We start from the raw sequence: 23,560 nt of genomic DNA, 5'->3' as shown, positions 1-23,560 counted from the left end.
GCGGGCCAGCTAAATCCCTGCAAACATTGCTCTCATTTAAGGCAGTGGACGGAGTAATCCGGCCTTGAATTCGATGCTGCAACGCACAATATAGGTGGCCTAGGGATTCGGACGCCTCCTCGAAGGGCCTTTCTGAGAGGAGTTTTGGACTATGTACCTCACCGTTATTGCGGCTGCGCTCGCCGATTCCAGCGTGCGCACGCTGAGCCAGCAGGAAGAGTTGCCGTTGTTGCGCGATCACCTGCTGCGGCTCGACCGCAACAGCCGCCGCGATCGTTTCCACGGCTTCATGGACGACAGCTTCGTCGAGCGCTACGCCGAGAAATGCGCCAATGATGGAACGACGATCATCGCCTTCTTTGAAAACGGTGTGGTCAGGGGCGCAGCCGAACTGCATCCGCCGGACCAGTCGCCGGATTCGCTCCCCGAGGTCGCCTTCAGCGTCGAAGCACCGGTGCGGCGGCGGGGCGTCGGCAGCATCTTGTTTCGCAAGCTGATCAAGGAAGCCCGCGCCAAGGGGTACGATAGCCTGCGGATCACCACCGGCGCGCAGAACGAAGCGATGCGGGCCCTTGCCCGCAAGTTCGGTGCGCAGCTTGTGTTCCGCCACGGCGAATCCACCGGCACCATCGACTTGACGAAATATGATCAGGCCGAATTCACCACATCCTGGGTCGAGAGCACGCTGAATGCGATACGCGCGGTCGTGGCATTCAACCGAGCATATCGGCGAATGCTGCTCGGCATGGCTGGGGCTGCCCCCTCAGAGTGGGGTGCCTCGTAGCGCATTCACAGGTTTGATCACGCAAAAATGCCCAAGGTCTCGCGGCCTTGGGCATTTTCTTGAGCAATTCGGGTAAGCGGGCGGCTGCTCAGGTGCCGGTGCGCTTATCGTTGCCAAAACGCCTGACGACGCGGCGCTCGACCACCACGGCGCGCTGCGCGCCTTGTTCACCGGCGATAACGCGGGTCGCCGAGCGCGCCAGGGCGCGACCCGTCTTCTTCACTTCGGCCAGCACTTCCTCATAGGGCAGGCCCATCAGCGCAGCCGCGATTTCCGCCTGCTGCTGCTGATCATCGGTGATCCCGACCGCGGCGAAGATTGCCTCCTCCAGCGTCGGCGGATCCCGCCGGACGCGTCGTGTGCCGTATTTCGTGTTCCAGTCTTCGCTCATAGGGGCCTCGCATTTGATTGCGCAGATACGTAGGTGCCCACATGTTGCATTGCAATATGAATTTCACATGGCAATACAGCCATGCATCTCCAACCCCTCAAGTCTGATGGCGTCATGTGGTTCGGCGGTTACAGCGCGGAATTGCCGGCGGCGGTCAGGTCCGGCGGCCGCTGCGGCCAGCGTTTCAGCGCAGCGTGGCCCGCATCGGTCAGCACATAGATGCCGCGCTCGGCGCGGTCGAACCAGCCGTAGACGTTGTGCAGGAGGATCTTGCCGGCATCGGGAATCTCCAGCCGCAAATCCCTGACACGCCGCGGCCCGCCAGACAGCGCGGAGGCGCAGGCCAGCGCCTGCTGCCGGTAGGCCGTCATGATCGGCGCGCGCGTCGATCCGCCCAGGACCGGATCGCCCTTGCGCTTCTGGTGCTCCGCGATCAGCCGCGAGCGCTTTTTGGGGTCGCGGCGGGGCGCTGATGTCGGCGGCTTGACGAGAACTTCGACATCGCCGGTGTTGGTGACGGCGAGCATGCCAAAGCCAAGCCGGCGGCAGAGATTGCGGTAACGCGCGTCGCTTTCGCGGCCCTTGCCGCGCACGGATAATTTGGCAGCAATCCAAACCTCGTCGGCGGCGCCGGCGCGGTCCACCGCCTGCAGGATCAGTTCCAGGTTGAAGGACAGCTTCAGTTCACCGATCACGACGATCGGCGGGTCGTCGCCGCTCAACGCCACCAGATCACAGCCACCGACCTCGCCCTTGACGGTGAAGCCGAGCTTTTCGAGGAAGCGTTTGACGGGGAGATAAAGCGCAGTTTCCAAGGCAGGCTCCGGCGGCGCAGCGGCCGCGACTCAGTGCCCGGATTCTAGCCGAATTTCGGCGAGGCGTTTGATCACTAAACCCTTCCGTTCACCGGCAGCAGCGCGCCGGTCACCGCACTCGCCGCGTCGCTGGCCAGGAACAGGATCACGTCGGCCAATTCTTTCGGCGTCACCCATTTTTCGAAATCGGCTTTCGGCATGCTCGCACGATTGGCTGCGGTGTCGATGATCGACGGCAGCACGGCGTTGACGGTGATCTTGCCCTTGAGCTCGGCGGCGAGTGCCTCCGTGAGGCGGTGCACGCCGGCCTTGGAGGCGGCATAGGCGCCCATGCCTGGACCGGCCTGCAGCGCGCCCATCGCGCCGAGATTGACGATGCGCCCGTTGCCCGATGCGGTAAGGTGCGGGATCGCGGCGCGCGACGCGTTCAGCGCCGTCATGACATTGAGCGCGTACATCCGCTGCCATGTTTTGGGATCGCCATCCGCCACCGTCTCAAAGAGAAATCCACCGGCGATGTTGATCAGCGCGTCGAGCCGGCCGAAATGCGAGGCCGCGGCGTCGATCGCTTTTTTGGCTGCCGCTGCGTCGGTGAGGTCGACGCCGCCGAGTTCGAACAGATCAGCCGTGGCCGGGGCTTGCGTCGGCGCATGATCGACGCTGGCAATCCGGTCGCCCCGCGCCAGCGCTTCGTCTACGACCACCCGGCCGAGCGCTCCCAGCGCACCCGTCACGACAATGACTTTTCCGTCCATGAAGGGCCTCCGCATCGCGGGGATAAAGGAAGCGCACCTTATCAGGAGTTTTTCAATCGTAATGCGGCGAATTTCTGCATGAGCGAGCCCGGTGAGCCCAAATTGCCGCATCTGCGCCGGGTGCGTGGGGCAAAATCGATAAAATTTGCCGGAGTTCTGTAAGCCGTTTGCAGACTCCGTTCGCTACAAAGCCGATACCAACAAAAGGCAGGGGGATTTGTCATGGGTTTGCCGGATCACGGTTTACCGCTTGTTCAGCTTAAGGAGCAGCGGCGCGACCTGGTCGTAGCGCTGCAAAATCGCAGCGGTCCGGTCTCGAGCTGGGAATTGATGCAGATCGCGGCAATTCAGCAGGCGATCTCGGCTTTCGAGGACGTTATCGCCGATCTCGATGCCGAAATGGAAATGGAAGCCGCGGCCTGAGCCGACAGGCGCTGCCTACCGGACCGCTCGGGCTCGCTTTACGGCAAGCGTCTGCCGGATAGGATCGCGCCAGGCGCCGCGCTCTGGTCTTTCCATTCGTTGTAATCGCATTGCATGCGCTGCGGATGCCTGCCGCGTTGGCGCAGGCCTGCGTTGTCGATCAACACGGCGGTCTGGTCTGCGGCGAGGGCAAGGCCGCGATGCGCGTCTTCGCCGACACAACCTCGCCGTCGAAGAACTACGCGTTCGCTTGGCGCAGCGAGCAAGGGCTGCTGCTGGGCCGCGACATTCCCGACAAAGTCGAGAATGTCCTGATCCGCATCGCGGACGGCACGGTACTTGCCAAGCTCGGCGGCGAGTATTGGGAAACTGGCGAGATGCGCGCCAACCGCTACGAACTGGTCGCGGCGTGGTCGCCGGACAGCCGATCCGTCATCGAGGTCGCGAATAGCCGTTGGGACAGCGATTCTTTTGCCTATTACCGAATTGATGGTGAAACGGCCACGAAGCTCGATTTGCGTGCGCTGGTCGAGCCTGTGATGACGGCCAGGCTGCCGCCGCGAAACCGCCAGGGCAATTCCTTCCGCGTGCGCACGGATCGGCCGCTGACGCTCGATGAGCGCGGCCGCGCGCGCTTCACCGCGATGCTCTACGTGCCCAAGAGCGAAACCAGCAACGATTATCAGGTGCAGGTCAACGTCAGGACCACAGGCGGCAAGCCGTCCGCGCAGGTCGTGTCGATGCGCCGGGTCAAGGCTGACTAATTGGTTAGTCCTGCAAATAGAGCGCTTCGAGATGGGCGCGTTCGGCGTTGCCGAGGCCAAGGCCATCACGCAGATAGCTTTCGAGATCACCATATTCGGCATCGATGGCTTCGAACGCCGCGGCGAGGAACGAGGCCTGCACCGAGCCGAGCACTTGCCTGACTTCGTCCGGCAGGTCGGTGCTGTGATTGGGGTCCCTGCGGTAGAAGCTGTTGGTCAAGAGATAGTCTTTCGAGATGACGTCTTCGGAAACGCCGAGCGTATGCAGGATCAGCGCGCAGGCAAAGCCGGTGCGGTCCTTGCCGGCAGTGCAATGGATGACCAGCGGCGCCCGATCTTCCAATAGGTGCGCAAACAGCGTCCGGAAGCTGTGGGTATTCTTCTGGACATAGCTGCGATAGGACTCGTGCATTACCTCGACGGCGTGATCCGTCGACAGCGGTGTGCCCCCCGCCGCAATCGCGCGCAATGCCGCGACGACAGTGGGTTCGACCGGCAGCGAATGAACTGATATTTCAGGCATGCCGCACAGGGCGGCCGCGCGTTCCTCAGTGCCACGGAAGTCGAACGCACTGCGGACGCCAAGATTCCGCAGCACGGAGACATCCTCGTCGGTAAGATGGCCGAGATGGTTGGAGCGGAAAATCTGCCGCCAGCGCACGGTCCGACCGTCGCTCGTGGGATAGCCGCCGAGATCGCGGAAATTACTCGCGCCGGAAAGATTGAGATGGCGGGCAGGGATCACTGACATCAATGCAGCAAGGGTTTGGACGCAGAATGGGGCCGAGCGGGTGCCGTTGGGCCCCGTCTCGTCTATACTGAACTCTCAAGGGGGCGAAACATGAATCGGCGGAACATCACGATTTTCGGCGCGGCGCTGTGCCTCGCGGCGGTCGCATTGGCGGCATCGCCGGCGTCGGCGCAGTCCAGCTTCCGGAACTATCGTTGTGCCGACGGGTCGCAATTCACTGTCGGGTTTTTCCAATATGACAGGCGGGCCCATCTGCAATTGGACGGCAAGGCGGTAACGCTGCCGAGGCGCTGGGCCATGTCGGGGGAACGTTACCAGGGGAAGGGCGTGACGTTAAGGATCACCAAGGCCGGCATCACCACGCTCAAGCATGCCAGACGGCGAACCACGACATGCGAGCAGACATGAAAAAGGGCCGAAACGATTTCGTTCCGACCCTTTTCTAGTTCTCCGTCCGCGCCTGGTTTGCCGGGCGCGTCCCTGCCAAACACCTCCCGGACATCAGTGATCACGCCCGCTCTTTTCATCCTCGATGGCGGCGGCGTGGTACCAGCTGTCGCTGCAGTCTGCGAGGTTGACCGCCTGGGCGGCAAACTCGGCCGCCGTGGTCTCGCCGTAACGGCGGCCCCCGAGAGCCGCACGGCCCCCTTCTGGGAATTGGTAGATCTTGGCAGACCCCTGACTCAAGCCCGTATTGATCATGTCGGTCTCTCCTTATCGCCGAAGCGCGAGCCTCCATGGTGCGCCCGACTCGTTCTCTGGTCGTTACGTAAAGTCGATATTGTCGGTGCCCCGGGCGGGTGCAAGTGACTAATAGAGCGGCAGATTTTGTCTATTTCGTAGGCAGTTTCGGCGATGCATTCTGCGGGGCAGCGGTCGCCTGACCAACGCGTGATCCGACGGGATGGTTGCTCGGGGAAGCCAGCATCTCTGTGCAGGGGCTTCAAACGGATGCCTCACCTTTAAGCGCTTAGCCGTGGGTGAGCGCAAATGCCGGAGAAATAGGCTGGATTCGTCCCGCAGGCTCGCCGCCCGAGTGCCTGATTTGCAGGCCTGCCGCGCTCCTATGTCGCAGCTCCTAGTTTAGGCCGTCGTTGAGGCGCGCTGTGGACGGCTGCTGCCGCAGTGCAGCGTCTGGCACGTTACATGCTTAGTAAGAAGTGGCCTGACGTGGCCGGGTACACGTATGCGGAGACCTCCAGGGGGCTGGGCGTCAAAATCCAGAGTTCAAGGTTTCGGTTTCCCGCATCAAGCATCAACTCAAGAGAGGCTCAATGACCAAGTACAAGCTCGAGTATATTTGGCTCGACGGCTATACGCCGACGCCGAATTTGCGCGGCAAAACGCAGATCAAGGAATTCGACAAGTTTCCGACGCTGGAGCAGCTTCCGCTCTGGGGCTTCGACGGTTCGTCCACCATGCAGGCCGAAGGCCACAGCTCCGATTGCGTGCTGAAGCCGGTCGCGGTCTATCCTGACGGTGCCCGCACCAACGGCGTGCTGGTGATGTGCGAAGTCATGATGCCCGACGGCAAGACCCCGCATCCTTCCAACAAGCGTGCGACCATTCTCGACGATGAAGGAGCCTGGTTCGGCTTCGAGCAGGAATATTTCTTCTACAAGGACGGCCGTCCGCTCGGCTTTCCGTCGGAAGGCTATCCGGCGCCGCAGGGCCCGTACTACACTGGCGTCGGCTACAAGAACGTCGGCGACATCGCCCGCAAGATGGTGGAAGAGCACCTCGACCTCTGCCTCCATGCCGGTATCAACCATGAAGGCATCAACGCCGAAGTGGCGAAGGGCCAGTGGGAATTCCAGATCTTCGGCAAGGGTTCCCGTACCGCCGCCGACCAGATGTGGATGGCCCGCTACCTGATGCTGCGTCTGACCGAAAAATACGGCATCGACATCGAATTCCACTGCAAGCCGCTGGGCGACACCGACTGGAACGGCTCGGGCATGCACGCCAACTTCTCGACCAAGTACATGCGCGAAGTCGGCGGCAAGGAGTATTTCGAGAAGCTGATGGCGGCCTTTGAGAAGAATCTCATGGACCACATTGCCGTCTACGGGCCGGACAATGACAAGCGTCTGACCGGCAAGCACGAGACCGCTCCCTGGAACAAGTTCAGCTATGGCGTGGCCGACCGCGGTGCTTCGATCCGCGTGCCGCACTCGTTCATCAAGAACGACTACAAGGGCTACCTGGAAGACCGCCGTCCGAACTCGCAGGGCGACCCCTACCAGATCGCCTCCCAGATCCTGAAGACCATCGCGGAAGTTCCGACCGGCGCGAAGGCGGCGGCCTAAGGGATTGACGATACGACCGGGCGGCGCCACCCGGCCTGCAAAGCTGATCCGCCAGGGCGTCACCCTGGCGGATCATTGCGTTTGATGACGTTGATTCAAAATGCGCCGGCTCAAGGCCGTTTCCCTGCGCGATGAAGCGCGCTACACAAAGCGTGGGCTTGCCGGGGACACGGCATTGTTTGAGGGATTTTACAAAGTCAGGTTTCAGCTTGGCGCGGCGGTCGGCCGCAGCGTGATGTATGCGCGCGATGGCAAGATGCTGGGCGGCAATTCAGCCTTCGCCCATATCGGCACATACGAAAAGCGTGACGACGGCGTCGATATCGTGATCCAGACCGTCCGTCATAACCCGGACCCGAATTATCGCGCGATGGCCGGCACCGACGATGCCACCCTGCTGGCAAAGGGCAGGGCGGACGGAGAGCTCTACCGTTTTGAAGGGGGCTTGAAGGAATTGCCGGGTGTGCCGTTTCAGTCGGTGATGACGCCAATCGAGCAGGACGCCTTGCCGATCGCCGGCGGTCTGGGCGAGGGTGGCGTTGTCAATGGCCTCTATTCCATCCACATTCGCCTGCTCGACGGTGTCGAAGGCGGTCTGACCGGCGTGATGCTGCTCAATGACGGACGCATCCTCGGCGGTGATGCGTCCTTCTACTACATCGGCACCTACACCTCGGAAAAGGGCCGCTGGAAAGGCCAGATCCTCAATCAGGAGCATACGCCCTCGATGGGCGAGAACCCGATCTTCGGCGGCCATGAAGTCGGCATCGGCTTTTCCGGCACCTGCGGCGGGGAGGGCGCGCTATTGGAGGCGACCGCGCTCGCCGGCAAGCGCAGCCTTCGCATGACGGCGGTGCTCAAGCTGATGCGCCGGCTGTAGCGAACGATGAGCAATGCCCTTCGCGTACTCTCGACGCTGGCGTTGAAGGGCGCCGTCTGTCGCCTGGCCGGTCAGTACCAAGCCGCCGGCGGCGGACACATCGATGCCGATTTTGCGCCGACATTGGCGCTGCTCGACCGGCTGCGCGCGGGCGAAGCGGCCGACGTCGTGATTCTGACCCGCGAGGGGCTGGACGAGGTCGCGCGCGACGGACGGGTGGTCGCCGAGAGCTGCGTGGACCTGGCGCGCTCCTTCGTCGGCGTCGCCGTGAAGGCAGGCACAGCGCATCCTGAGATCGCGACCGAGGCAGCGCTGCGCGCGACACTGCTTGGCGCCCGCTCGGTTGCCTATTCGCGGCTTGGCGCGAGCGGCATTCTGTTCGCAAAGCTGATCGATCGGCTCGGCATCGCCGCCGACATCAACGCCCGCGCGGTCATCATCCCGCAAGGCTTCACCGCCGAACGCCTGCTCACCGGCGAGGCTGATCTCGCCATCCAGCAGATCAGCGAGTTGAAGCAGGTACCCGGCGTCGACGTCGTCGGACCGATTCCCCGCGAGCTGCAGACGCCTGCGGTGTTTTCCGCTGGACGAATGGCGGCAACGAGCAAGCCCGCTGAAGCGGACCTGTTGCTGCGGCTTCTCGCCTCGCCCGAGGTCGCGCCGGCCTTGCGCGCAAGCGGGCTCGAGCCTTGAATTTTGTGCCATGCCGAAGCAACCTGCATGTGCATCTGAGGCGCCGGCGATTATTCCCGGATCAGGACGACGCCTGCGATCAATAGCACCGCGCCGGCGAGCCGTGCCACACTGACGGGATGCGGCGTCAGTCCGAGCGCGCCGAAATGGTCGAGCGTCACCGCTGCGAGCACCTGCCCGGCAATGACCAGCGCAAACAGCGTCGCAGCGCCGAGCGAGGGCAGCAGCAGGATTGCCAGCAGAATGAAAGCGGCGCCGAACGCGCCGCCGGACCAGGCGTACCACGGCACATCGGCCATCGTTTTCCAGGACGGCACCCGCTCCCCGAGCGCAATCACCGCAACGATCATGGCCAGGAGGCCGACCGCATAGCTGACCAGCCCGGCCCAGGCCGGCGATGCAAGCGCGGTGCGCAGGTTGCCATTGAGCACCTGCTGGGTTGCGACGCTGACGCCGGCGCCGAGCGCGAGCAGGTAGAGAAAGAAATGTTGCACCAGGCCCTCCCTTCATTCCGTGCCAGCGATCACGTATGGCAAGGCCACAGACAACGTGAATAGCGGTAGCGGAACAAGAGGGTGCGCGGCGCAATTATTGCGTACGGGGGCGCGCCAATGAGGGGTGCTTTCCAATGATCCGAAAACTGCAATCGGGTGAATACCGGCTCTATTCCCGCAAAATCAACCCGAAAACGGGCAAGCGGCGTAACCTGGGAACCTTCAAATCCCGCGCGGCGGCGGAAAAGCACGAGCGCGCCGTGCAGTATTTCAAGCGGCATTGACCCTGCGTTAAAACGCGGCTGGCCCCGGCCCTGCAGCGGTGCTAATCCCCCGCGGGACCATTTATCGATAGTCCAGGATATTTCCGTTGCTGAACGGGCTCTACAAGGTCGAGTACGGCGTGAACGACGCGTTCGGCCGCAGCATCATGTGCATGCACAACGGAAAGCTGTTGGGTGGCAATTCCGCCTTTGCTCATCTCGGCACCTATCAGGAGACGGCTGAGGAAATCCTCGGCGAGGTCATCACCCAGCGCCACAATGACGATCTCCACTACAAGCCGCTGATGGATACCGACGTCGCCGCTATCAGCGTACGTGGCAGGCTGAAGGGCAACAAGATTCGTTTTGAAGGCAGTGCCGCGCCGCGGCCGGGCGCGTTGTTCTGGGCCGAATTGACGCGACTCGACGACGAGGCGCTGCCGCCGGTCGGCACCGTCGGGCAGGGCGGCATCGTCAACGGGCTCTATTCCCTCCGGCTTCGCGCGCTCGACGGGGTCGAGGCGGGCTTATCGGGCGTGATGCTGCTGCTGGACGGCCGCATCCTCGGCGGCGATGCCTTTTTCTATTATCTCGGCTCCTATTCGTCGGCCGACGGCCGCTGGAAGGGCGAGATCCTCAACCAGGAGCACACGCCCGCGAAGGGCGAAAATCCCGTGTTCGGCGGCCATGAGGTGGGCATCGGCTTTACCGGCACTTGCGACGACGCCGGCGCCGAGCTCGAAGCCATTGCGCTGGCGGGAAAGCGCAGCCTACGGCTGGCTGCCACGCTGAAATTAATGCAGCCGGTTTAGGCGCGCTTGCGTCGCGCGTAGAACCACCCGGTGAGCGCGATGGGGGCGCCGAGTGCGAGCCACGAAAAATAGCGGCCCGGACCTTCGTACAACAGCGCGCTCAAAAGCCCCACAACCGAGAGCACGCCGATCAGCAGCGGGCCGCCATACACGGTCCGCCAATTGCCGCTGGATCGTAATTTGCGCGCGTCGGTCATCGCGACGGCTGCAACGCAGGCTGCCCGGCAGCCATCGCGTGGCTGCGATGCTTACGTCGTTTAGCCACCCATAGATAGAGCCCGCTGCCGATCACGACGATGGTCATGATGTCGAGCAGGGCCCAAATGATCTTCAGCGGCATGCCGCCATAGTCGCCGAAGTGCAGCGGCTGCGACACCAACAGCGCCTTCAGATACACGGGAAGATCGCGCGCGTCGGAGACTGCCCCGGTTTCGCCGTCGAGCAGCACAGGCTTGAGCAGCCGCGACGTCAACGGCGTGTCGCCGCGCATGAACACCGCGAAGTGATGCGAGCTCGTGAACGGCGTCCCCGGAAAGGCGATGAAGGAGACGTTCATGCCAGGCGCTGTCTGCCGCGCTCTTTCGATCGTCGCATCGAGCGAAGCGAGATGCACCGGCGGCGGCTTGCCGGCATAGGGCTTGACCATGTCGGCGAGTTCGGTGGCCTTCCACTGGTTCAGCATCACCTCGGCGAGCGTGTTGATGACGCCGGTGGCGCCCACCACAAGCGCCCATGCGATCGTCACCGCGCCCAAGAGGTTATGCCAGTCGAACCAGGCGATACGGCGCGACTTGTCCCGGAGCGTGCCAAAGCTGAGGCGCCGCGTGAACGGCCAGTACAGCACCACGCCGGAGATGATCGCGACCAGAAACAGAAAGCCCATTGCGCCGAGGAACAGCTTGCCGGGCTGGCCCGCAAACATATCGACGTGGAGTTTCAGGAAGACCAGCATCGGGCCGCCACCGACCGGGCCGAGCGGCTTGGCTGTGTGGGCGTCATACGCCCGGAGCGTCGCAGCATCCGGATCGCCGTCCACCTTGTTGTTGGTGAAGGCGATCACGTTGTTCGGCTCGTCCTTGTCCCACAAGATGTATTGCAGAACGCGGCCGGGGTCGTTCGCAAGCGCGGTGCGGGCGATCTCGTCGATGCTCCGCTTCGCCGCGCCCGGCTGGGCGATCTCGGGCTTCGGATCGTAGCCAAGCAGCTCGTCGATCTCGTGATGAAAGATCAGCGGCAGGCCGGTGATGCACAACAAGAGCAGGAACAGCGTCGATATCAGGCTGCTCCAGGTATGGACCACCGACCAGATACGAACGGTTCTGGCTTTCAGGGTAGCCTCCCTTCAATCGGTCTTCAGGCGCTCTACCATTTGTACGACAGGCTCGCTGTCGCACGGCGGCGGTCGCCGTAGAAGCAGGCAGTCGGCGAGGAACAGTTCGCAACATAGGTCGTGTCGGCGACGTTGATGACATTGAGCGCGGCGCGCCAGTTCTGCCATTCATAGTGAACCGTGACGTCGCCGAGCACGACGGAGGGGACCGGCATCGTATTGAGATTGTCGGCAAAGGAGCCGCCGATATAGCGCACGCCGCCGCCGAGGCCGAAACCGGTCAGCGGCCCCTCCTGGAAGGTGTAGTCGACCCAGCCGGAGGTCAGTGTTTGCGGCGTGTTGGTGGGGGCCTTTCCGATCAGCGCCGGATTCAGGTCCTTGCTGACGAAGAGATCGTAGGTCGTGAACGCGCCGACCAATTTAAGCCCGGGGAGGGGGTTCGCCACGGCCTCAAGTTCGAAGCCACGCGACGTGACTTCGCCGTTCTGGGTCGGCAGCAACACGTTGTTCGGATCGGTCGTCAGCGCATTCTGACGCTTCAAATCGAACCATGCGAAGCCGAAGTGACCGTTAAAGCCGTTCGGCTGGAATTTGAATCCGACCTCGGTTTGCTGGCCGGTCTCCGGCAACAGCAACTGGCCGGAGTTGAGGCCGATGACCGGGTTGTAGCTGGTTGCATAGGAGACGTAGGGCGCAAGGCCGAAATCGAAATTATAGATCAGGCCGGCCCGTCCGCTGAACTTGCTGTCCTCGCGGCTCTGACTGGGGCCGATATGGTTCGCGTTGTCGGTTTCGACCCAATCATTGCGGCCGCTCAGCACCAGCGTAAAGCGGTCGAGCTTGATTTGGTCCTGCGCATAGAAACCGAGCTGCTTCTGAGTTAGCCTCGCATCCTGGAAGGGGGCGCCATTGAAGCGCGCGGTCGGCGTATAGACCGGGTTCAAAAGATTGAGCGGTGTAGCGCCGCCAAATCCTTGCCAATCATCGATCTGGTAATGCTTGAGATCGAGGCCAAACAGCGCGGTATGTCTGAGAATGCCGGTGTTGAAGCGGTATTCAAGCTGGCTGTCTAGATTGCCCTGATTGGCAATGCCGTGTGTGAGGAAGTTGCCGCGTGCCAACGTAGCTGTAGACGGATCCCCGTTCACGTAACCAAGGCCGAACAGCGTGGAGAGCGTTACGTCGACATGGGCAAAGCGGGCGTTCTGCCGAAACGTCACGTCATCGGAGAGATTGCGCTCGAACTGGTAGCCAATCATCTCCTGTTCGCGCTTGAAAGTATCGACGCTGGGATCGCTGGTGAACAGGCGGGTTGGGATGCGGCCGAACGGTGCGTCGACTACGCTGCCAATATAGGGCAGGAAGTTCTCGCTGCGAGTCTCGTTCTTCGCAGCTGAGGCCAGCACGGTGAATGTCGTATCGGCGTCAGGCTTCCAGGTCAGCGACGGCGCGATGAAATAGTTATTGTTGGGCGTGAAATCGACCTGGGTGCCGCCGTTCTGGATCTGGCCAACCACACGGTAGTACAACTTGCCGTTTTCGGGTGCAGTTGCGACCGGGCCGCCGAAATCAAATCCCAGATAGGCGTTGCCGAAATTGTTGACGCCGGTCTCGAGATAGCGGATCGGCTCCACCGGGGGCGTCTTGCTGACCGCGTTGACGATGCCGCTGGGGCTGGAGCCGCCATACAGCACGGCGGAGGGACCGCGCAGCACCTCGACGCGTGCGAGGTTGAACGGCTGCAGCTTCCAGCTCGCATAGGATGTGTAGAAGAGCTGCAGCCCGTCGAGGAACAGGCCGACATCCTCCGACTTGAAGCCGCGGATCAGGAACCAGTCGTTGCGATTGTCCGCGCCAAACGTTCCGGCGACGACGCCCGGCGTGTAACGCAAAATCTCGTCGAACTTGCCGGGTTTCTGGTCGCGAATCTGCTCGCCGCCGATCACCGACAGCGACTGCGGCGTCTCCATGATCGGCGTGTTGGTCTTGGTGCCTGCCATTGAGCGGCCGGCGACGTAACCCTGGACTGCTCCACGCGGGTTTTCGACGACGACGCCGACCTCGCGCTGCGGCTGCGGCCGGTTGGGCTGGGGTGCCTGCGTTGCGCGCCGTGTTTGCCGCCGCTCCGGCGCCGCGGCGCGACGGCGCGCCTCCGGCGCAGCGACGATCACGGGAGGTAACGACTCGGCCCCGGATTCCGACCGAGGAGAGCTTGACTGCGCGAACGACGCCTGCGGCCACAACGCCAATGCGGATACGGTCGCCGACGCGGCGACCGCTAACAAATCACGAGACTTCAAGGTTCCACCCCAACCTGCGAGCACTTCGCCGCGCTTCGAGAGTTCGGCTACGCGACGAGCGACGCATACGCGAGGCGGTCAGATTCCTCTAATGGAAACGTTCTTAGAGGGCTTCCAATAAATAGCCTGTGGTTAGAACGATGCGGCACTAACACGTGGGAGATGTAGGGAGCAGAACGCTCGGCAATTCCGCAAGGTGGTCCTGAGCGCGGAGCCGCGTTCGAAGTCAAAATAGGTCTCACCGCCTCCCCATCAGGCTAGTTCCCGAACGCAAGCCGAACCCTCAGATTGGATTCAAACGATCCAGGAGTTCGCACCATGGCCGACCTGAACGCATCGATCCTTCCGTCGCTATCCTCAGCCCTTGCCGATATTGTCGCACGGACAAAACCGGCGATCGTCTCGGTGCATTCCCATCGCTCGCGGGCCTCCGGCTTTGTCTGGAAGCCCGGCTTGATCGTGACGGCCGATGAGCCGTTGGCCGAGGAAGGCGAAGTTTCGATCAGGTTTTCCGAGGGGACCGATCGGCCGGCCCGCATCGCGGGACGCGATCATACGACGGACATCGCGCTGCTGCGCTTCGATGCCGAAAATAGCGTGCCGATCACGCTATCGTCCGTCATCCCGGATCTCGGCTCGCTGTCTGTCGTCGTTGCGGCGGAGCAGGGCGTTCCGACTGCGGCGCTCGGGATGGTATCGCTGATCGGTGACCGCTGGCGCAGTATTCGGGGTGGAGAGATCGACGCGAGGATCGAACTAGACGCGCGACTGCGGCGTCGTCAGGAGGGTGGCCTGGTCCTCAATGCCGCCGGCGAAGCCGTCGGCATGGCCGTGCAGGGAGTGCGTCGGATCCTTGTGATTCCCAGTGCCACGATCGATCGGGTTGCCGGAAGGCTTGAAACGCATGGCCGGATTGCAAGGGGTTATCTCGGCGTTGGATTGCAGCCCGTCGAGCTCGAAGATGGCCTCGGCGCAATGGTGATGAGTGTCGATAGAGCGGGCCCCTCGGCTGCCGCCGGCATTCGGCAGGGTGACATCATCGTCGGCTGGAACAACGAGAAGCTCTCAGGCGTGCGGTCACTGATGCGAGCGCTCGGTCCCGACAGCGTCGGCTCGGTTGTCGACGTAGCGATCAGGCGCGCCGGTGCGCCGGTTCAAGTCAAACTCACGATCGGCGAAAGGGCGGAAACATGAGCGGCGAGTCGCCGCCGGTCATCGTGGTCGCTATTGAGATCGAGGATGCGGCGGTGGCGGACCGGCTTGCGGCGCTGCTCAGTGGCGTAGCCGGCATTCGCCTGGCGGCGCGGAGAGAGGAAGCGACGGTCGCGCTCGTGTCACGCGCGCCGCCGACCGTCACTGAGCCGGCTGATATCGACCTTACCCCGCGGGAACGCGATGTGCTCGTGCTGATGGCGGAAGGCGCTTCGAACAAGGCGATCGCGCAACGGCTCGGAATATCCGTCCACACGGCCAAATTCCATGTCGGCTCGCTGCTCGAGAAGCTCGACGCCACCGGCCGCACCGATGCGGTAGCGCATGCGGCGCGGCTTGGTGTGATCAACCTGTAACTGTCGGAGCGCGCGTCGACGCGCCTTTCGCTCCCTATCCGCGGCCCTTGTTGGCCGCGTGGTCCTTCAGTTGTTCGGTTTGGGTCCATTTGCTGTCTTGACCGCGGTCGCGCGAATGCTCGGTCTTGTCGCGGTTCGAGAGCACCATGTTTTCGCCGATGAGATCGTCCTGTACGTCGGTCATGGCACCAGTCCCGGCGCCTTTACCTTTCGCGCCGGGTCCCAGATGCTTGCCGTCTCCGTGTGCTCCGCGTGTCATGATACTATCCCTGTGGCTTTTGGGGCTTGTGGCCTGACTGCCCCGGATTGTTGTGCTTGTTGTGCTGGCTTTCCTGGTTGAGGCCGCCGCGGCTTACCGGAAATTCCGATTGCCGCGCTTCGCGCTTGACGGTTTTGGTGCCGCCAGCGTGTTGCGTGCGCGTGATTTCCTCCTCCATCTGTCTCGCGTCGGGGACATCAGGCTTTCTTTCCAGCATGCGCAATTGCTGCTCGTGCGTCTTCTTCCCCTGCAGCGGCATCCTCCGTGGGCCGCTGTCCCGATCGTTTTGCGGGGGTCCGCGGCGCCTGTCTCGGACTTCTGCCTTATCGATGCCGCCCTGCGGATTGGTGTCATTCTCGATGTCGCCCTCGAAGGTGTTGGCGCCGCCGAATTCGTCGAGCTCGTCGGACGTCACCTGGGCGATGGATGTTCCCTTCGAGCCGCCGATCAGCGGATTGCGAACAAGATCGACGTTAGTCGGCCGGTTCAGTTTCACATGCTTGGTGCTCATGAGGCCTCCTTCGATGCGGGATGGGTGCCACCGCCCTTTCGTTCCGGCTGGTGAGTATGGTGGCTGTCATGCTCGCCGCCACCGCCGGATACTTTGCTGTGCCGGCGCTGCGGATCATCGGCAGGCGGCTTTTTGACGTGAAGCGGCGCCTTGGCGTTCTCGTGGGAAGCACCAGGGCCGCCCTGGCGAACGCTCGCGGGCGTTTTGGTCGAAGTCGACATGGTGCGTACTCCTGACTAGCGATCCTGTTGATAGCCCTGATGAGTCGTGTTTTGCGCGGTGTTGCCCTGCTGGCCCTGCTCACGGGGATTTTCAACGCGGCTGCGGCCCTTCCGAACTTCATGGGCGTTGCCGGATTTGGGATCGCCGGTACCCTTATGGCTCTGATTGTCTTGCGGCACGGGCGGAGGTTTGGTCATTGCTGGCTCCAGTTGTTGGTTGCCTTGGTGCTGAAAGACAACGCCCGGCAAATAGCAGGGTTCTTATCGATTTGCGGAACCGCGATCAGATGCCGCATCAGGCCGCCGATGAAACCCGGTTGTCGCGGGGCCACAACGCCTGAACCTCTTCCGGAAGCGCGTGGCGCATCTTCTCGACCTGGTTGGGATCGACATGATGGTTCAGCACGCGGAACACCGCTTGCGCTGCATCCTTGGAGTCGACCGGCTTCTGCGAACTAAGCTCTGTCGAGATAATGGCAAGAAATTCATCTGCCGATCGCCATGCCTTCGGTGTTTCACTCGGCCGCCATTGGTCGTAATAGGTGCCGCGCACCAGTAGCGGAAGCTGCGCACCCAGATGCGCGGCCAGATTGACCGGAACCCGGTCGCGGATGGTTCGCAATACTGAACCCAGAATATGCCATGCCAGTTTGCGATCGCGCGGCAGCGTCGCCATGACTTCGTCCAACCACGTGTTGGTGATCTGGAGCGTTCTGTCGAATACTTCGAGACCTGTTGCACTCATGGGAACTCTCCCAAGGTTTCGATTGGAGATGATGGGCTAACGATGCCGGTACAGATCGGTTCGCAAGCGCTGTGAAGGTTTTAGGCGCCAACACGTGAGTTCATTCGGCCCACGCGGATATGTCTCTTGAAGTGCAGTTGCAGATGAGGTTCAAAACATCGTTAGGTCGCACCGCTTATTGCGGTCGCGGCATTTAGGAACCGCTTCCACAAGCACGCAGGATGTCTTAAGCAGCGGCCACAGCGATTTCTTCCTTTCAGGGCCCAATGATCCGTCTCGATAACGTCAGCAAGCAAGTCGGCCACCAGATCCTGTTCATCGAAGCCTCCGCAGCCCTGCAGAAGGGCGAAAAGATCGGCCTGGTCGGCCCGAACGGGGCCGGCAAGACCACGCTTTTCCGGATGATTTCCGGTCAGGAGCTACCCGATGAGGGTCAGGTCTCGCTCGACCGGAGCATTACTATCGGCTATTTCAGCCAGGACGTCGGCGAGATGTCGGGCCGCAGCGCGGTGGCCGAGGTGATGGATGGTGCAGGGCCGGTCAGCGTCGTGGCGAACGAGCTGAGGGACCTCGAGGCCGCGATGGCCGATCCTGATTCCGCCGACGAGATGGAAGATATCATCGCGCGCTACGGCGAGGTGCAGCACCGCTTCGAGGAGCTCGACGGCTATGCGCTTGACGGCAGGGCCCGCGAGGCGTTGTCGGGCTTAGGCTTCAGCCAGGAGATGATGGAGGGTGACGTCGGCGCGCTTTCCGGGGGCTGGAAGATGCGGGTCGCGCTGGCGCGCATCCTCCTGATGCGGCCTGACGTGATGCTGCTGGACGAGCCGAGCAACCATCTGGACCTCGAGAGCTTGATCTGGCTCGAGCAGTTCCTGAAGGGGTATGAGGGCGCGCTGTTGATGACCTCGCATGACCGCGAGTTCATCAACCGTATCATCAACAAGGTCGTCGAGATCGACGGCGGTACGCTCACGACATATTCCGGCAATTACGAGTTCTACGAGCAGCAGCGCGCGCTGAACGAAAAGCAGCAGCAGGCCCAGTTCGAGCGCCAACAGGCGATGCTGGCGAAGGAGATCAAGTTCATCGAGCGCTTCAAGGCGCGCGCTTCGCATGCGGCGCAGGTGCAGAGCCGGGTGAAAAAGCTCGACAAGATCGAGCGCGTCGAGCCGCCGAAGCGACGGCAGACGGTGGCGTTCGAATTCCTGCCGGCGCCGCGCTCGGGCGAGGATGTCGTCAGCCTGAAGAACGTCCACAAGGGCTATGGCAGCCGCACCATCTATCAGGGCCTCGATTTCATGATCCGCCGCAGGGAGCGGTGGTGCGTGATGGGCGTCAACGGCGCCGGCAAGTCGACGCTGCTGAAGCTGGTGGCGGGCTCGGCCGAACCCGACGATGGCACGGTGGCGATCGGCGGCAGCGTCAAGATGGGCTACTTCGCCCAGCACGCCATGGACCTGCTCGACGGTGAACGCACGGTGTTCGAATGGCTGGAAGATTCCTTTCCGCAGGCGGGACAAGGTTCGCTCCGCGCCCTCGCGGGCTGCTTTGGTTTCTCCGGCGACGACGTCGAGAAGAAGTGCCGCGTGCTCTCGGGCGGCGAGAAGGCGCGGCTGGTGATGGCAAAAATGCTCTACGATCCGCCGAATTTCCTGGTGCTGGACGAGCCGACCAACCACCTGGACCTCGCGACCAAGGAAATGCTGATCAAGGCGCTGTCCGAGTTCGAGGGTACCATGCTGTTCGTGTCCCACGACCGGCATTTCCTCGCGGCGCTCTCCAACCGCGTGCTCGAGCTGACGCCGGAGGGCATCCACCAATTTGGCGGCGGTTACACCGAATATGTCGCGCGCACCGGGCAGGAAGCGCCGGGCTTGCGGAGCTGAGATGGAAGGCTTGTCACACGCGCTCGAACGTATCGGCGTTGGTGCTGATTGAACGCCACCAGTTCAGTTTTTCCTTCTTGCCGGATGCACCTTCTGTCGGCGCCCGGATCTCGCTGTCAACGACGACGAACCACATCGTTTCCATTTTTCCGTCGCGCAGCAGGCCGGTGTAGAGACCGCGGCATCTCCGGCCGCAGTTTCACCACCGGCGACAAAACTGATGCAATCGCCCTGATGAATACCGACGATGGGAATTTCCTGTCCGTAGAACCCGCTGTCTCTCAGCGCAGTTTTGAAGGTGCCGCTGATCCTGCGATTGGCGTCGTCGGTAATGTCGACGATGGAGCCGTATTGATTTCGCCATTTGCCTTTCCACGTCATGGGTGCATTCCCTTCCGCTAACGCCGGCTAAAACGACAGCAAGCGAGGGATGTTCCGCTTCGCAGCGAGTCGGGTTCTCGGATCCCGCAAATCCACGAGCGCTATTTGCCCACGAGCGGCGCGATGGCCTCGATCTCGTTGGTCCAGATTCCTCCCGAATAGTTTGCTGGCAGCCGCGCGAACTGCTCCGGCGTATCGATCCCGGTCGAGAATTCGCCGCCGCGATAGGGGCCGAGCACGAAAACTTCGCTGTTGGCCGCCTTCATGCGGTTGAGGAAGCGGTCCGGCCAACCCCACATCCAAGGCGCGACATTGATCGGTACCATCACCATCGCGTTATGGCAGGCTTTCGGCACCACGCCGCTCCAGCCGTAGCCGATGTAGCCGAGCAGGCAGCGCTTGATCGTGGCGCGCGAGATCGTTCGGATATCGGGAAGGCGCTGACGCACGATCTCGACCGGCTCCTCGCCGCCATAGACCATGATCTGCGCCCGGCGTTCGGCGGGGAGCTTGTCCAGCACGGCCGCCAGCTTCTCCCCCTCGGACGGGTCGCGGCTCTTGACATTGATCAGGAGCCGCCCTCGCGGAAAGGTCGCCAGCACCTCAGTGAGCGTCGGCATCAGGCCGATGCCCTTGCCGCGAAACGGAAAGGTCTTGCCACCATCGGCTGTATAGCCATAGCCGATATCGAGCTTCTTCAAATAGGCCATGGAGTGTTCGCGCGTGAGGCCGCGCCCGTCGGTTCGGCAATCCAGCGTCCAGTCGTGAAACACCGCGAATTCGCCGTCGGTCGTCGGGTGAACGTCGAGCTCGACGACATCGGCGCCGGCCGCAAGGCTGGCTCGCATCGATTCGATCGTGTTCTCCAGATAGTGATGGCTTGACGGCAGCATTCGCGCCGCCGTGCAGGTGTCGTTCTTCAGCTCGCGCTCGTCGAAGCGCTGAGCAATGCCGCGATGCGCGAGCAGGACGGGCTTGCCCTGCTGATGGGCGGCAAGATGATTGGTGTTGTTGAGGTAGATGGCTGCGCCAAAGACGGCGATCGCCGCCGCCGCATATTTCAGCTTCTTGTTCAAAGGCTTGCCCCCACGTGCGAGGCGCAGTGGCTAGACACAATTTCTGGTCGATTTGCGGCAGCGGATGCGGCGAGGCGCGAGATGACGCTGCGCATCGCGCCGGAGCCAACCGCGATTTCGTCCGCCATGTCGGCTTTGCCGACTGACAAGCGAATTTACGCCGCGCGCACTTCCGAGAGGAATCGATTGACCTGTCCGGCGAGATCCTTGGACTGCGAGGACAATTGCTCGGCCGCGCCGAGCACCTGATTGGCGGCGGCGCCGGTGTCGTCGGCGGCCTTCTGGACGCCGGTGATGTTGGAGTTGACTTCCTGGGTGCCCCGCGCGGCTTCCTGCACGCTGCGGGAGATTTCCTGGGTCGCCGAGCCCTGCTCCTCGATCGCCGCCGCAATGGCGGTGCCGATCTGGTCGATTTCGGCGATCACGTTGGCGACGTTCTGGATCGCCGTTACGGTCTGGTCGCTCGCCGCCTGAATTGAAGCAATCTGCTCGGAGATTTCGGTGGTCGCCTTCGCGGTCTGGCCGGCCAGCGATTTGACTTCTGAGGCGACAACGGCAAAGCCGCGGCCGGCATCGCCGGCGCGCGCAGCTTCAATGGTCGCGTTCAGCGCCAGCAGGTTGGTCTGCGCGGCGATGCTCTGGATCAGTGTCACGACGTCGCCGATCTTCTGCGCGCCCTCGGCGAGCGAGCGGGCGGTCTCGCCGGTGCGCCGCGCGTTGTCGACTGCGCGGGCGGCGATTTCGGTCGATTGCGCGACCTGGCGGCCGATCTCGGAGATCGAGGAGGCGAGCTCCTCGGTGGCGCTGGCAACCGTCTGCACATTGGCGGAGGTCTGGTCGGAGGCGGCGGCGACGATCGCCGCCTGACGATTGGTCAGCGTTGCGGTCGACGACATCGACTGCGCGGTATCCTCCATGACGGCAGACGCTGCGGAAAGCCCGCCGACCAGTTCGGTAACCTTGGCCTCGAACGCGCGGGTGAGTTCGTCGAGCACCTGGGCGCGGCGCATCTTGCCGTCGTTCTCGGCGGCCTTTTCGGCGGCGAGACGTTCCGCCTCGATCATGTTGTCCTTGAAGACGCGGACGGCAGCCGCCATCGCACCGATCTCGTCGCCGCGCTCGGCGCCGGGAATTTCGCCGGATACGTCGCCGCTGGCCAGCCGCGACATGGTGGCGGTGAGGTCGACGATCGGACTGCAGACGCGGCGACGCACCATCACAATCAGCGCGGCACTGGCGGTGATCACCGCGAGAAGGCCCGCAAGCGCGACCAGGAAGCTGAAGCGTGCGGAGGAATAGGCTTCACCAAGGACCTGCTCGGCGTTGTCGTAGAAGGCGTCGCGGACCGCAATGATGGACGCAAGACCAAGTTGCGTCTCGGCGTAGTAGGTGTCCATATCGTGTTCATATTTGCCGGTGATGGCGCCATCCTTGACGAGTTTCAGCTCTTTGCCGAAGCGATCGACATACGCCGCGTTCATCTTGTCGAGCGCCGCGGCCACATTGGCCGGCGTGGAGGGATTGCCGCGCAATTCCTGCAGGGACATCAAAATCTGATCGTTCCGTCCCTGCGAGCGGCTGATATCCATCTTCTCGGCTTCGGTTGCCGGCCGGTTGGCGCCGATGAGATTCTTGTGCAGGCTGGAGTTGAGACCGCCGACGTCGCGTAGCGTCCACGCAATGTTGGCATAGCTTGCCTGCCGGTAGGCGGTGCCGTCGAGCAGCGCGATCTTGCGCACCTGCTCGTCGAGAAGCGTCGTGACAGCCTTGTTGAAGACCGAGTTGTCGGAAACGATTTTCTTGGCCGCATCGCGGCGGGCTTCCGCCGGACCAGTGAGAGCCTTGTCAATGGCTGCACGCAGCGCAGCGAATTGGGTATTCAGGGCATCGATGATGCTGCTGACCGCGGCACTGTCTTCGATCGCGCCCGGCAGGGTCGCCTTGACCCGGTTCATCCTGTCACGCGCCCCATCGGTATTCTTGCGATACTTGTCGAGTTCAGCGAGCTGCTTCGGATCCACGGCGGGAGGTCCGAACATGATGTTGGTGGCAAAGCCGCGCTCGGGATTCATATAGCGCGGGATGTCCCCGACCGCTCGCACCACCTCCAGCCGGCTCTGCGCGACCGAGACCTTCTCCATGGTCTGGTATTTCGAAGCCGCCACATAGACGGCGAGGCCGCCACCGACGGCGGAAAGCGAGACGATAGCAGCGGTGAGAAGGGTGCCGATTTTCATAGGATTTCAGGCCATTGCGCTGGTGCGGACGTGCGGGCCGTCAGTATAAGTGGTGCTAATTAATCCGGGGTTACGGTTGGGCGTGTCACGCCGGTGCCCTCATTTCGTCCTGGTGAGAGGTGCAGGGGTTGCCGCGGCTGTCAGGACAGAGGAGCCGAGAAAATGAAGATCGTAATCATTGGCGGTACGGGCCTGATCGGCTCGAAATTGGCACCGTTGCTCGTCTCGCGCGGTCATGAGGTGCTGCAGGCGTCGCCGAGCAGGGGCGTCAACGCCACGACCGGAGAGGGCCTGCAACAGGCGCTTGCGGGCGCCGACATTGTCGTCGACGTGTCGAATTCGCCCTCGTTCGAGGACAAGGCGGTGCTGCACTTCTTCGAGACGGGGACGGCCAACCTGGTCACGGCGGCGAAGCGGGCGGGCGTACGCCATCTCATTGCGCTGTCGATCGTCGGTACCGACCGGCTCGAGAGCAGCGGCTATTTCCGCGCCAAACTGGCGCAGGAACGGCTGATTGCGGCGTCGGGCCTGGCCTACACGATCCTGCGCGCCACCCAGTTCTTCGAATTCGTCGGCGCGATTGCGGATTCCGGGCGCTGGGACGGAGAGGTTCATGTGTCCAGCCAGTTGATGCAGCCGTTGCTCGCCGATGAAGTCGCGGAAGCGCTGGCCGATGTGACGCTTGGCGAGCCCGCTAACGGTATACGCGATGTTGCAGGTCCCGAAGCGGCGCCGCTTGCAGACTTCGTGGGCCGATGGCTGCGCAAGCGGGGCGATACCAGCAAGATCGTGGCGGCCGCCGACGTGCCGTATTTCGGCGCGGCGCTGGCGTTGCGCACGCTGGTGCCGGACGAGGGCGCGCGGATCATGCCGACGCGTTTCGATGACTGGTTGTCGAAGACGGCGTAA

General features: G+C 62.6%; 30 protein-coding genes. 13 read left to right on the top strand and 17 right to left on the bottom strand.

Annotation, left to right across the window (positions count from 1 at the left end):
• Nucleotides 1-151: 151 nt before the first annotated feature.
• Nucleotides 152-784: a GNAT family N-acetyltransferase gene (locus HCN50_RS18150; protein WP_171711028.1), complete on the top strand. Its 633-nt coding sequence runs from the start codon at nucleotides 152-154 to the stop codon at nucleotides 782-784.
• 88 nt (nucleotides 785-872) lie between these two features.
• Here the strand turns inward: HCN50_RS18150 and HCN50_RS18145 are convergent, their stop codons facing one another.
• The 3 genes from HCN50_RS18145 to fabG form a co-directional block, all read right to left on the bottom strand.
• Nucleotides 873-1,175, bottom strand: a complete 303-nt coding sequence (locus HCN50_RS18145; RefSeq protein ID WP_171711027.1) for a hypothetical protein — start codon at nucleotides 1,173-1,175, stop codon at nucleotides 873-875.
• 128 nt (nucleotides 1,176-1,303) lie between these two features.
• Nucleotides 1,304-1,990, bottom strand: a complete 687-nt coding sequence (locus tag HCN50_RS18140; protein WP_171711026.1) for a DUF2161 domain-containing phosphodiesterase — start codon at nucleotides 1,988-1,990, stop codon at nucleotides 1,304-1,306.
• Nucleotides 1,991-2,064: 74 nt separating this feature from the next.
• Nucleotides 2,065-2,745, bottom strand: coding sequence for a 3-oxoacyl-ACP reductase FabG (gene fabG, locus HCN50_RS18135; protein WP_171711025.1), 681 nt, complete (start codon nucleotides 2,743-2,745; stop codon nucleotides 2,065-2,067).
• A 222-nt stretch (nucleotides 2,746-2,967) separates the two neighbouring features.
• Between fabG and HCN50_RS18130 the strand changes: the two genes are divergently transcribed.
• Together HCN50_RS18130 and HCN50_RS18125 are read left to right on the top strand one after the other, a co-directional pair.
• The gene (locus tag HCN50_RS18130; protein ID WP_057839937.1) at nucleotides 2,968-3,168 is read left to right on the top strand and encodes a hypothetical protein; all 201 of its coding nucleotides are present in this window, start codon (nucleotides 2,968-2,970) and stop codon (nucleotides 3,166-3,168) included.
• A 125-nt stretch (nucleotides 3,169-3,293) separates the two neighbouring features.
• Nucleotides 3,294-3,932: a hypothetical protein gene (locus HCN50_RS18125; protein ID WP_171711024.1), complete on the top strand. Its 639-nt coding sequence runs from the start codon at nucleotides 3,294-3,296 to the stop codon at nucleotides 3,930-3,932.
• Between the two features lie 4 nt (nucleotides 3,933-3,936).
• Here the strand turns inward: HCN50_RS18125 and HCN50_RS18120 are convergent, their stop codons facing one another.
• Nucleotides 3,937-4,683 (bottom strand): tyrosine-protein phosphatase, encoded by a 747-nt coding sequence (locus tag HCN50_RS18120; RefSeq protein ID WP_171711023.1) that lies wholly within the window; start codon nucleotides 4,681-4,683, stop codon nucleotides 3,937-3,939.
• A gap of 90 nt (nucleotides 4,684-4,773) precedes the next feature.
• Here HCN50_RS18120 and HCN50_RS18115 point away from each other — a divergent pair, with 90 nt between their 5' ends.
• Complete coding sequence (locus tag HCN50_RS18115; protein ID WP_171711022.1) at nucleotides 4,774-5,091, top strand: MliC family protein; 318 nt, start codon at nucleotides 4,774-4,776, stop codon at nucleotides 5,089-5,091.
• 93 nt (nucleotides 5,092-5,184) lie between these two features.
• Here HCN50_RS18115 and HCN50_RS18110 read toward each other — a convergent pair whose 3' ends face one another.
• Nucleotides 5,185-5,385: a DUF2735 domain-containing protein gene (locus HCN50_RS18110; protein WP_171711021.1), complete on the bottom strand. Its 201-nt coding sequence runs from the start codon at nucleotides 5,383-5,385 to the stop codon at nucleotides 5,185-5,187.
• A gap of 572 nt (nucleotides 5,386-5,957) precedes the next feature.
• Between HCN50_RS18110 and HCN50_RS18105 the strand changes: the two genes are divergently transcribed.
• From HCN50_RS18105 to HCN50_RS18095, 3 genes are all read left to right on the top strand, one after another.
• Nucleotides 5,958-6,992, top strand: a complete 1,035-nt coding sequence (locus tag HCN50_RS18105; protein ID WP_171711020.1) for a glutamine synthetase beta-grasp domain-containing protein — start codon at nucleotides 5,958-5,960, stop codon at nucleotides 6,990-6,992.
• Nucleotides 6,993-7,167: 175 nt separating this feature from the next.
• Nucleotides 7,168-7,872, top strand: coding sequence for a GrlR family regulatory protein (locus tag HCN50_RS18100; protein WP_171711431.1), 705 nt, complete (start codon nucleotides 7,168-7,170; stop codon nucleotides 7,870-7,872).
• 6 nt (nucleotides 7,873-7,878) lie between these two features.
• A complete protein-coding gene (locus HCN50_RS18095) occupies nucleotides 7,879-8,565 on the top strand; it encodes a substrate-binding domain-containing protein (protein ID WP_171711019.1) in 687 nt (228 codons plus the stop codon).
• A gap of 50 nt (nucleotides 8,566-8,615) precedes the next feature.
• Here HCN50_RS18095 and HCN50_RS18090 read toward each other — a convergent pair whose 3' ends face one another.
• The gene (locus tag HCN50_RS18090; protein ID WP_171711018.1) at nucleotides 8,616-9,059 is read right to left on the bottom strand and encodes a DMT family transporter; all 444 of its coding nucleotides are present in this window, start codon (nucleotides 9,057-9,059) and stop codon (nucleotides 8,616-8,618) included.
• Nucleotides 9,060-9,193: 134 nt separating this feature from the next.
• Between HCN50_RS18090 and HCN50_RS18085 the strand changes: the two genes are divergently transcribed.
• Both HCN50_RS18085 and HCN50_RS18080 read left to right on the top strand, forming a co-directional pair.
• Nucleotides 9,194-9,343: a hypothetical protein gene (locus tag HCN50_RS18085; protein ID WP_141686549.1), complete on the top strand. Its 150-nt coding sequence runs from the start codon at nucleotides 9,194-9,196 to the stop codon at nucleotides 9,341-9,343.
• 86 nt (nucleotides 9,344-9,429) lie between these two features.
• A complete protein-coding gene (locus tag HCN50_RS18080) occupies nucleotides 9,430-10,134 on the top strand; it encodes a GrlR family regulatory protein (RefSeq protein ID WP_171711017.1) in 705 nt (234 codons plus the stop codon).
• On the opposite strand, the gene HCN50_RS18075 is transcribed toward HCN50_RS18080, so the two are convergent.
• The 3 genes from HCN50_RS18075 to HCN50_RS18065 all read right to left on the bottom strand — a co-directional run bounded on the left by HCN50_RS18075 (nucleotide 10,131) and on the right by HCN50_RS18065 (nucleotide 13,749).
• Nucleotides 10,131-10,331 carry a hypothetical protein gene (locus HCN50_RS18075; RefSeq protein ID WP_171711016.1) on the bottom strand — a complete coding sequence of 67 codons (201 nt, stop codon included), beginning with the start codon at nucleotides 10,329-10,331 and terminating at the stop codon, nucleotides 10,131-10,133. The genes HCN50_RS18080 and HCN50_RS18075 overlap by 4 nt on opposite strands.
• Nucleotides 10,328-11,434: a PepSY-associated TM helix domain-containing protein gene (locus tag HCN50_RS18070; protein WP_311968064.1), complete on the bottom strand. Its 1,107-nt coding sequence runs from the start codon at nucleotides 11,432-11,434 to the stop codon at nucleotides 10,328-10,330. The genes HCN50_RS18075 and HCN50_RS18070 overlap by 4 nt, the downstream gene beginning before the upstream one ends.
• A 62-nt stretch (nucleotides 11,435-11,496) precedes the next feature.
• Nucleotides 11,497-13,749: a TonB-dependent siderophore receptor gene (locus HCN50_RS18065; protein ID WP_171711429.1), complete on the bottom strand. Its 2,253-nt coding sequence runs from the start codon at nucleotides 13,747-13,749 to the stop codon at nucleotides 11,497-11,499.
• A gap of 333 nt (nucleotides 13,750-14,082) precedes the next feature.
• Between HCN50_RS18065 and HCN50_RS18060 the strand changes: the two genes are divergently transcribed.
• A complete protein-coding gene (locus HCN50_RS18060) occupies nucleotides 14,083-14,958 on the top strand; it encodes a S1C family serine protease (RefSeq protein ID WP_171711015.1) in 876 nt (291 codons plus the stop codon).
• Entirely contained in the window at nucleotides 14,955-15,332 is a 378-nt protein-coding gene (locus tag HCN50_RS18055) for a response regulator transcription factor (RefSeq protein ID WP_171711014.1), read from the top strand. Before HCN50_RS18060 ends, HCN50_RS18055 begins: the two co-directional genes overlap by 4 nt.
• Nucleotides 15,333-15,366: 34 nt before the next feature.
• Here HCN50_RS18055 and HCN50_RS18050 read toward each other — a convergent pair whose 3' ends face one another.
• The 5 genes from HCN50_RS18050 to HCN50_RS18030 form a co-directional block, all read right to left on the bottom strand.
• Nucleotides 15,367-15,516, bottom strand: coding sequence for a hypothetical protein (locus tag HCN50_RS18050; protein ID WP_235977050.1), 150 nt, complete (start codon nucleotides 15,514-15,516; stop codon nucleotides 15,367-15,369).
• A gap of 79 nt (nucleotides 15,517-15,595) precedes the next feature.
• A complete protein-coding gene (locus tag HCN50_RS33675; RefSeq protein WP_235977049.1) occupies nucleotides 15,596-16,102 on the bottom strand; it encodes a hypothetical protein in 507 nt (168 codons plus the stop codon).
• Nucleotides 16,099-16,323 carry a hypothetical protein gene (locus tag HCN50_RS18040; RefSeq protein ID WP_171711012.1) on the bottom strand — a complete coding sequence of 75 codons (225 nt, stop codon included), beginning with the start codon at nucleotides 16,321-16,323 and terminating at the stop codon, nucleotides 16,099-16,101. The genes HCN50_RS33675 and HCN50_RS18040 overlap by 4 nt, the downstream gene beginning before the upstream one ends.
• Nucleotides 16,324-16,338: 15 nt before the next feature.
• Nucleotides 16,339-16,521: a hypothetical protein gene (locus tag HCN50_RS18035; protein ID WP_171711011.1), complete on the bottom strand. Its 183-nt coding sequence runs from the start codon at nucleotides 16,519-16,521 to the stop codon at nucleotides 16,339-16,341.
• 97 nt (nucleotides 16,522-16,618) lie between these two features.
• On the bottom strand, nucleotides 16,619-17,068 hold the full coding sequence (locus tag HCN50_RS18030; protein WP_171711010.1) for a DUF2267 domain-containing protein: 450 nt from the start codon (nucleotides 17,066-17,068) through the stop codon (nucleotides 16,619-16,621).
• A gap of 266 nt (nucleotides 17,069-17,334) precedes the next feature.
• Between HCN50_RS18030 and HCN50_RS18025 the strand changes: the two genes are divergently transcribed.
• Nucleotides 17,335-18,957 (top strand): ABC-F family ATP-binding cassette domain-containing protein, encoded by a 1,623-nt coding sequence (locus HCN50_RS18025; protein ID WP_171711009.1) that lies wholly within the window; start codon nucleotides 17,335-17,337, stop codon nucleotides 18,955-18,957.
• A 63-nt stretch (nucleotides 18,958-19,020) separates the two neighbouring features.
• Here HCN50_RS18025 and HCN50_RS18020 read toward each other — a convergent pair whose 3' ends face one another.
• The 3 genes from HCN50_RS18020 to HCN50_RS18010 form a co-directional block, all read right to left on the bottom strand.
• On the bottom strand, nucleotides 19,021-19,338 hold the full coding sequence (locus HCN50_RS18020) for an avidin/streptavidin family protein (RefSeq protein WP_235977048.1): 318 nt from the start codon (nucleotides 19,336-19,338) through the stop codon (nucleotides 19,021-19,023).
• A 101-nt stretch (nucleotides 19,339-19,439) separates the two neighbouring features.
• Entirely contained in the window at nucleotides 19,440-20,414 is a 975-nt protein-coding gene (locus HCN50_RS18015; RefSeq protein ID WP_171711008.1) for a glycerophosphodiester phosphodiesterase family protein, read from the bottom strand.
• 155 nt (nucleotides 20,415-20,569) lie between these two features.
• On the bottom strand, nucleotides 20,570-22,651 hold the full coding sequence (locus tag HCN50_RS18010) for a methyl-accepting chemotaxis protein (protein WP_171711007.1): 2,082 nt from the start codon (nucleotides 22,649-22,651) through the stop codon (nucleotides 20,570-20,572).
• A gap of 162 nt (nucleotides 22,652-22,813) precedes the next feature.
• On the opposite strand from HCN50_RS18010, the gene HCN50_RS18005 reads away from it, so the two are divergent.
• On the top strand, nucleotides 22,814-23,560 hold the full coding sequence (locus tag HCN50_RS18005; RefSeq protein WP_171711006.1) for an SDR family oxidoreductase: 747 nt from the start codon (nucleotides 22,814-22,816) through the stop codon (nucleotides 23,558-23,560).

The organism is Bradyrhizobium archetypum (genome assembly GCF_013114835.1).
GTDB classification, from domain to species: domain Bacteria; phylum Pseudomonadota; class Alphaproteobacteria; order Rhizobiales; family Xanthobacteraceae; genus Bradyrhizobium; species Bradyrhizobium archetypum.
Note: the sequence above shows the minus strand (reverse complement) of the source record. Positions and strands in the feature narration are given on the sequence as shown.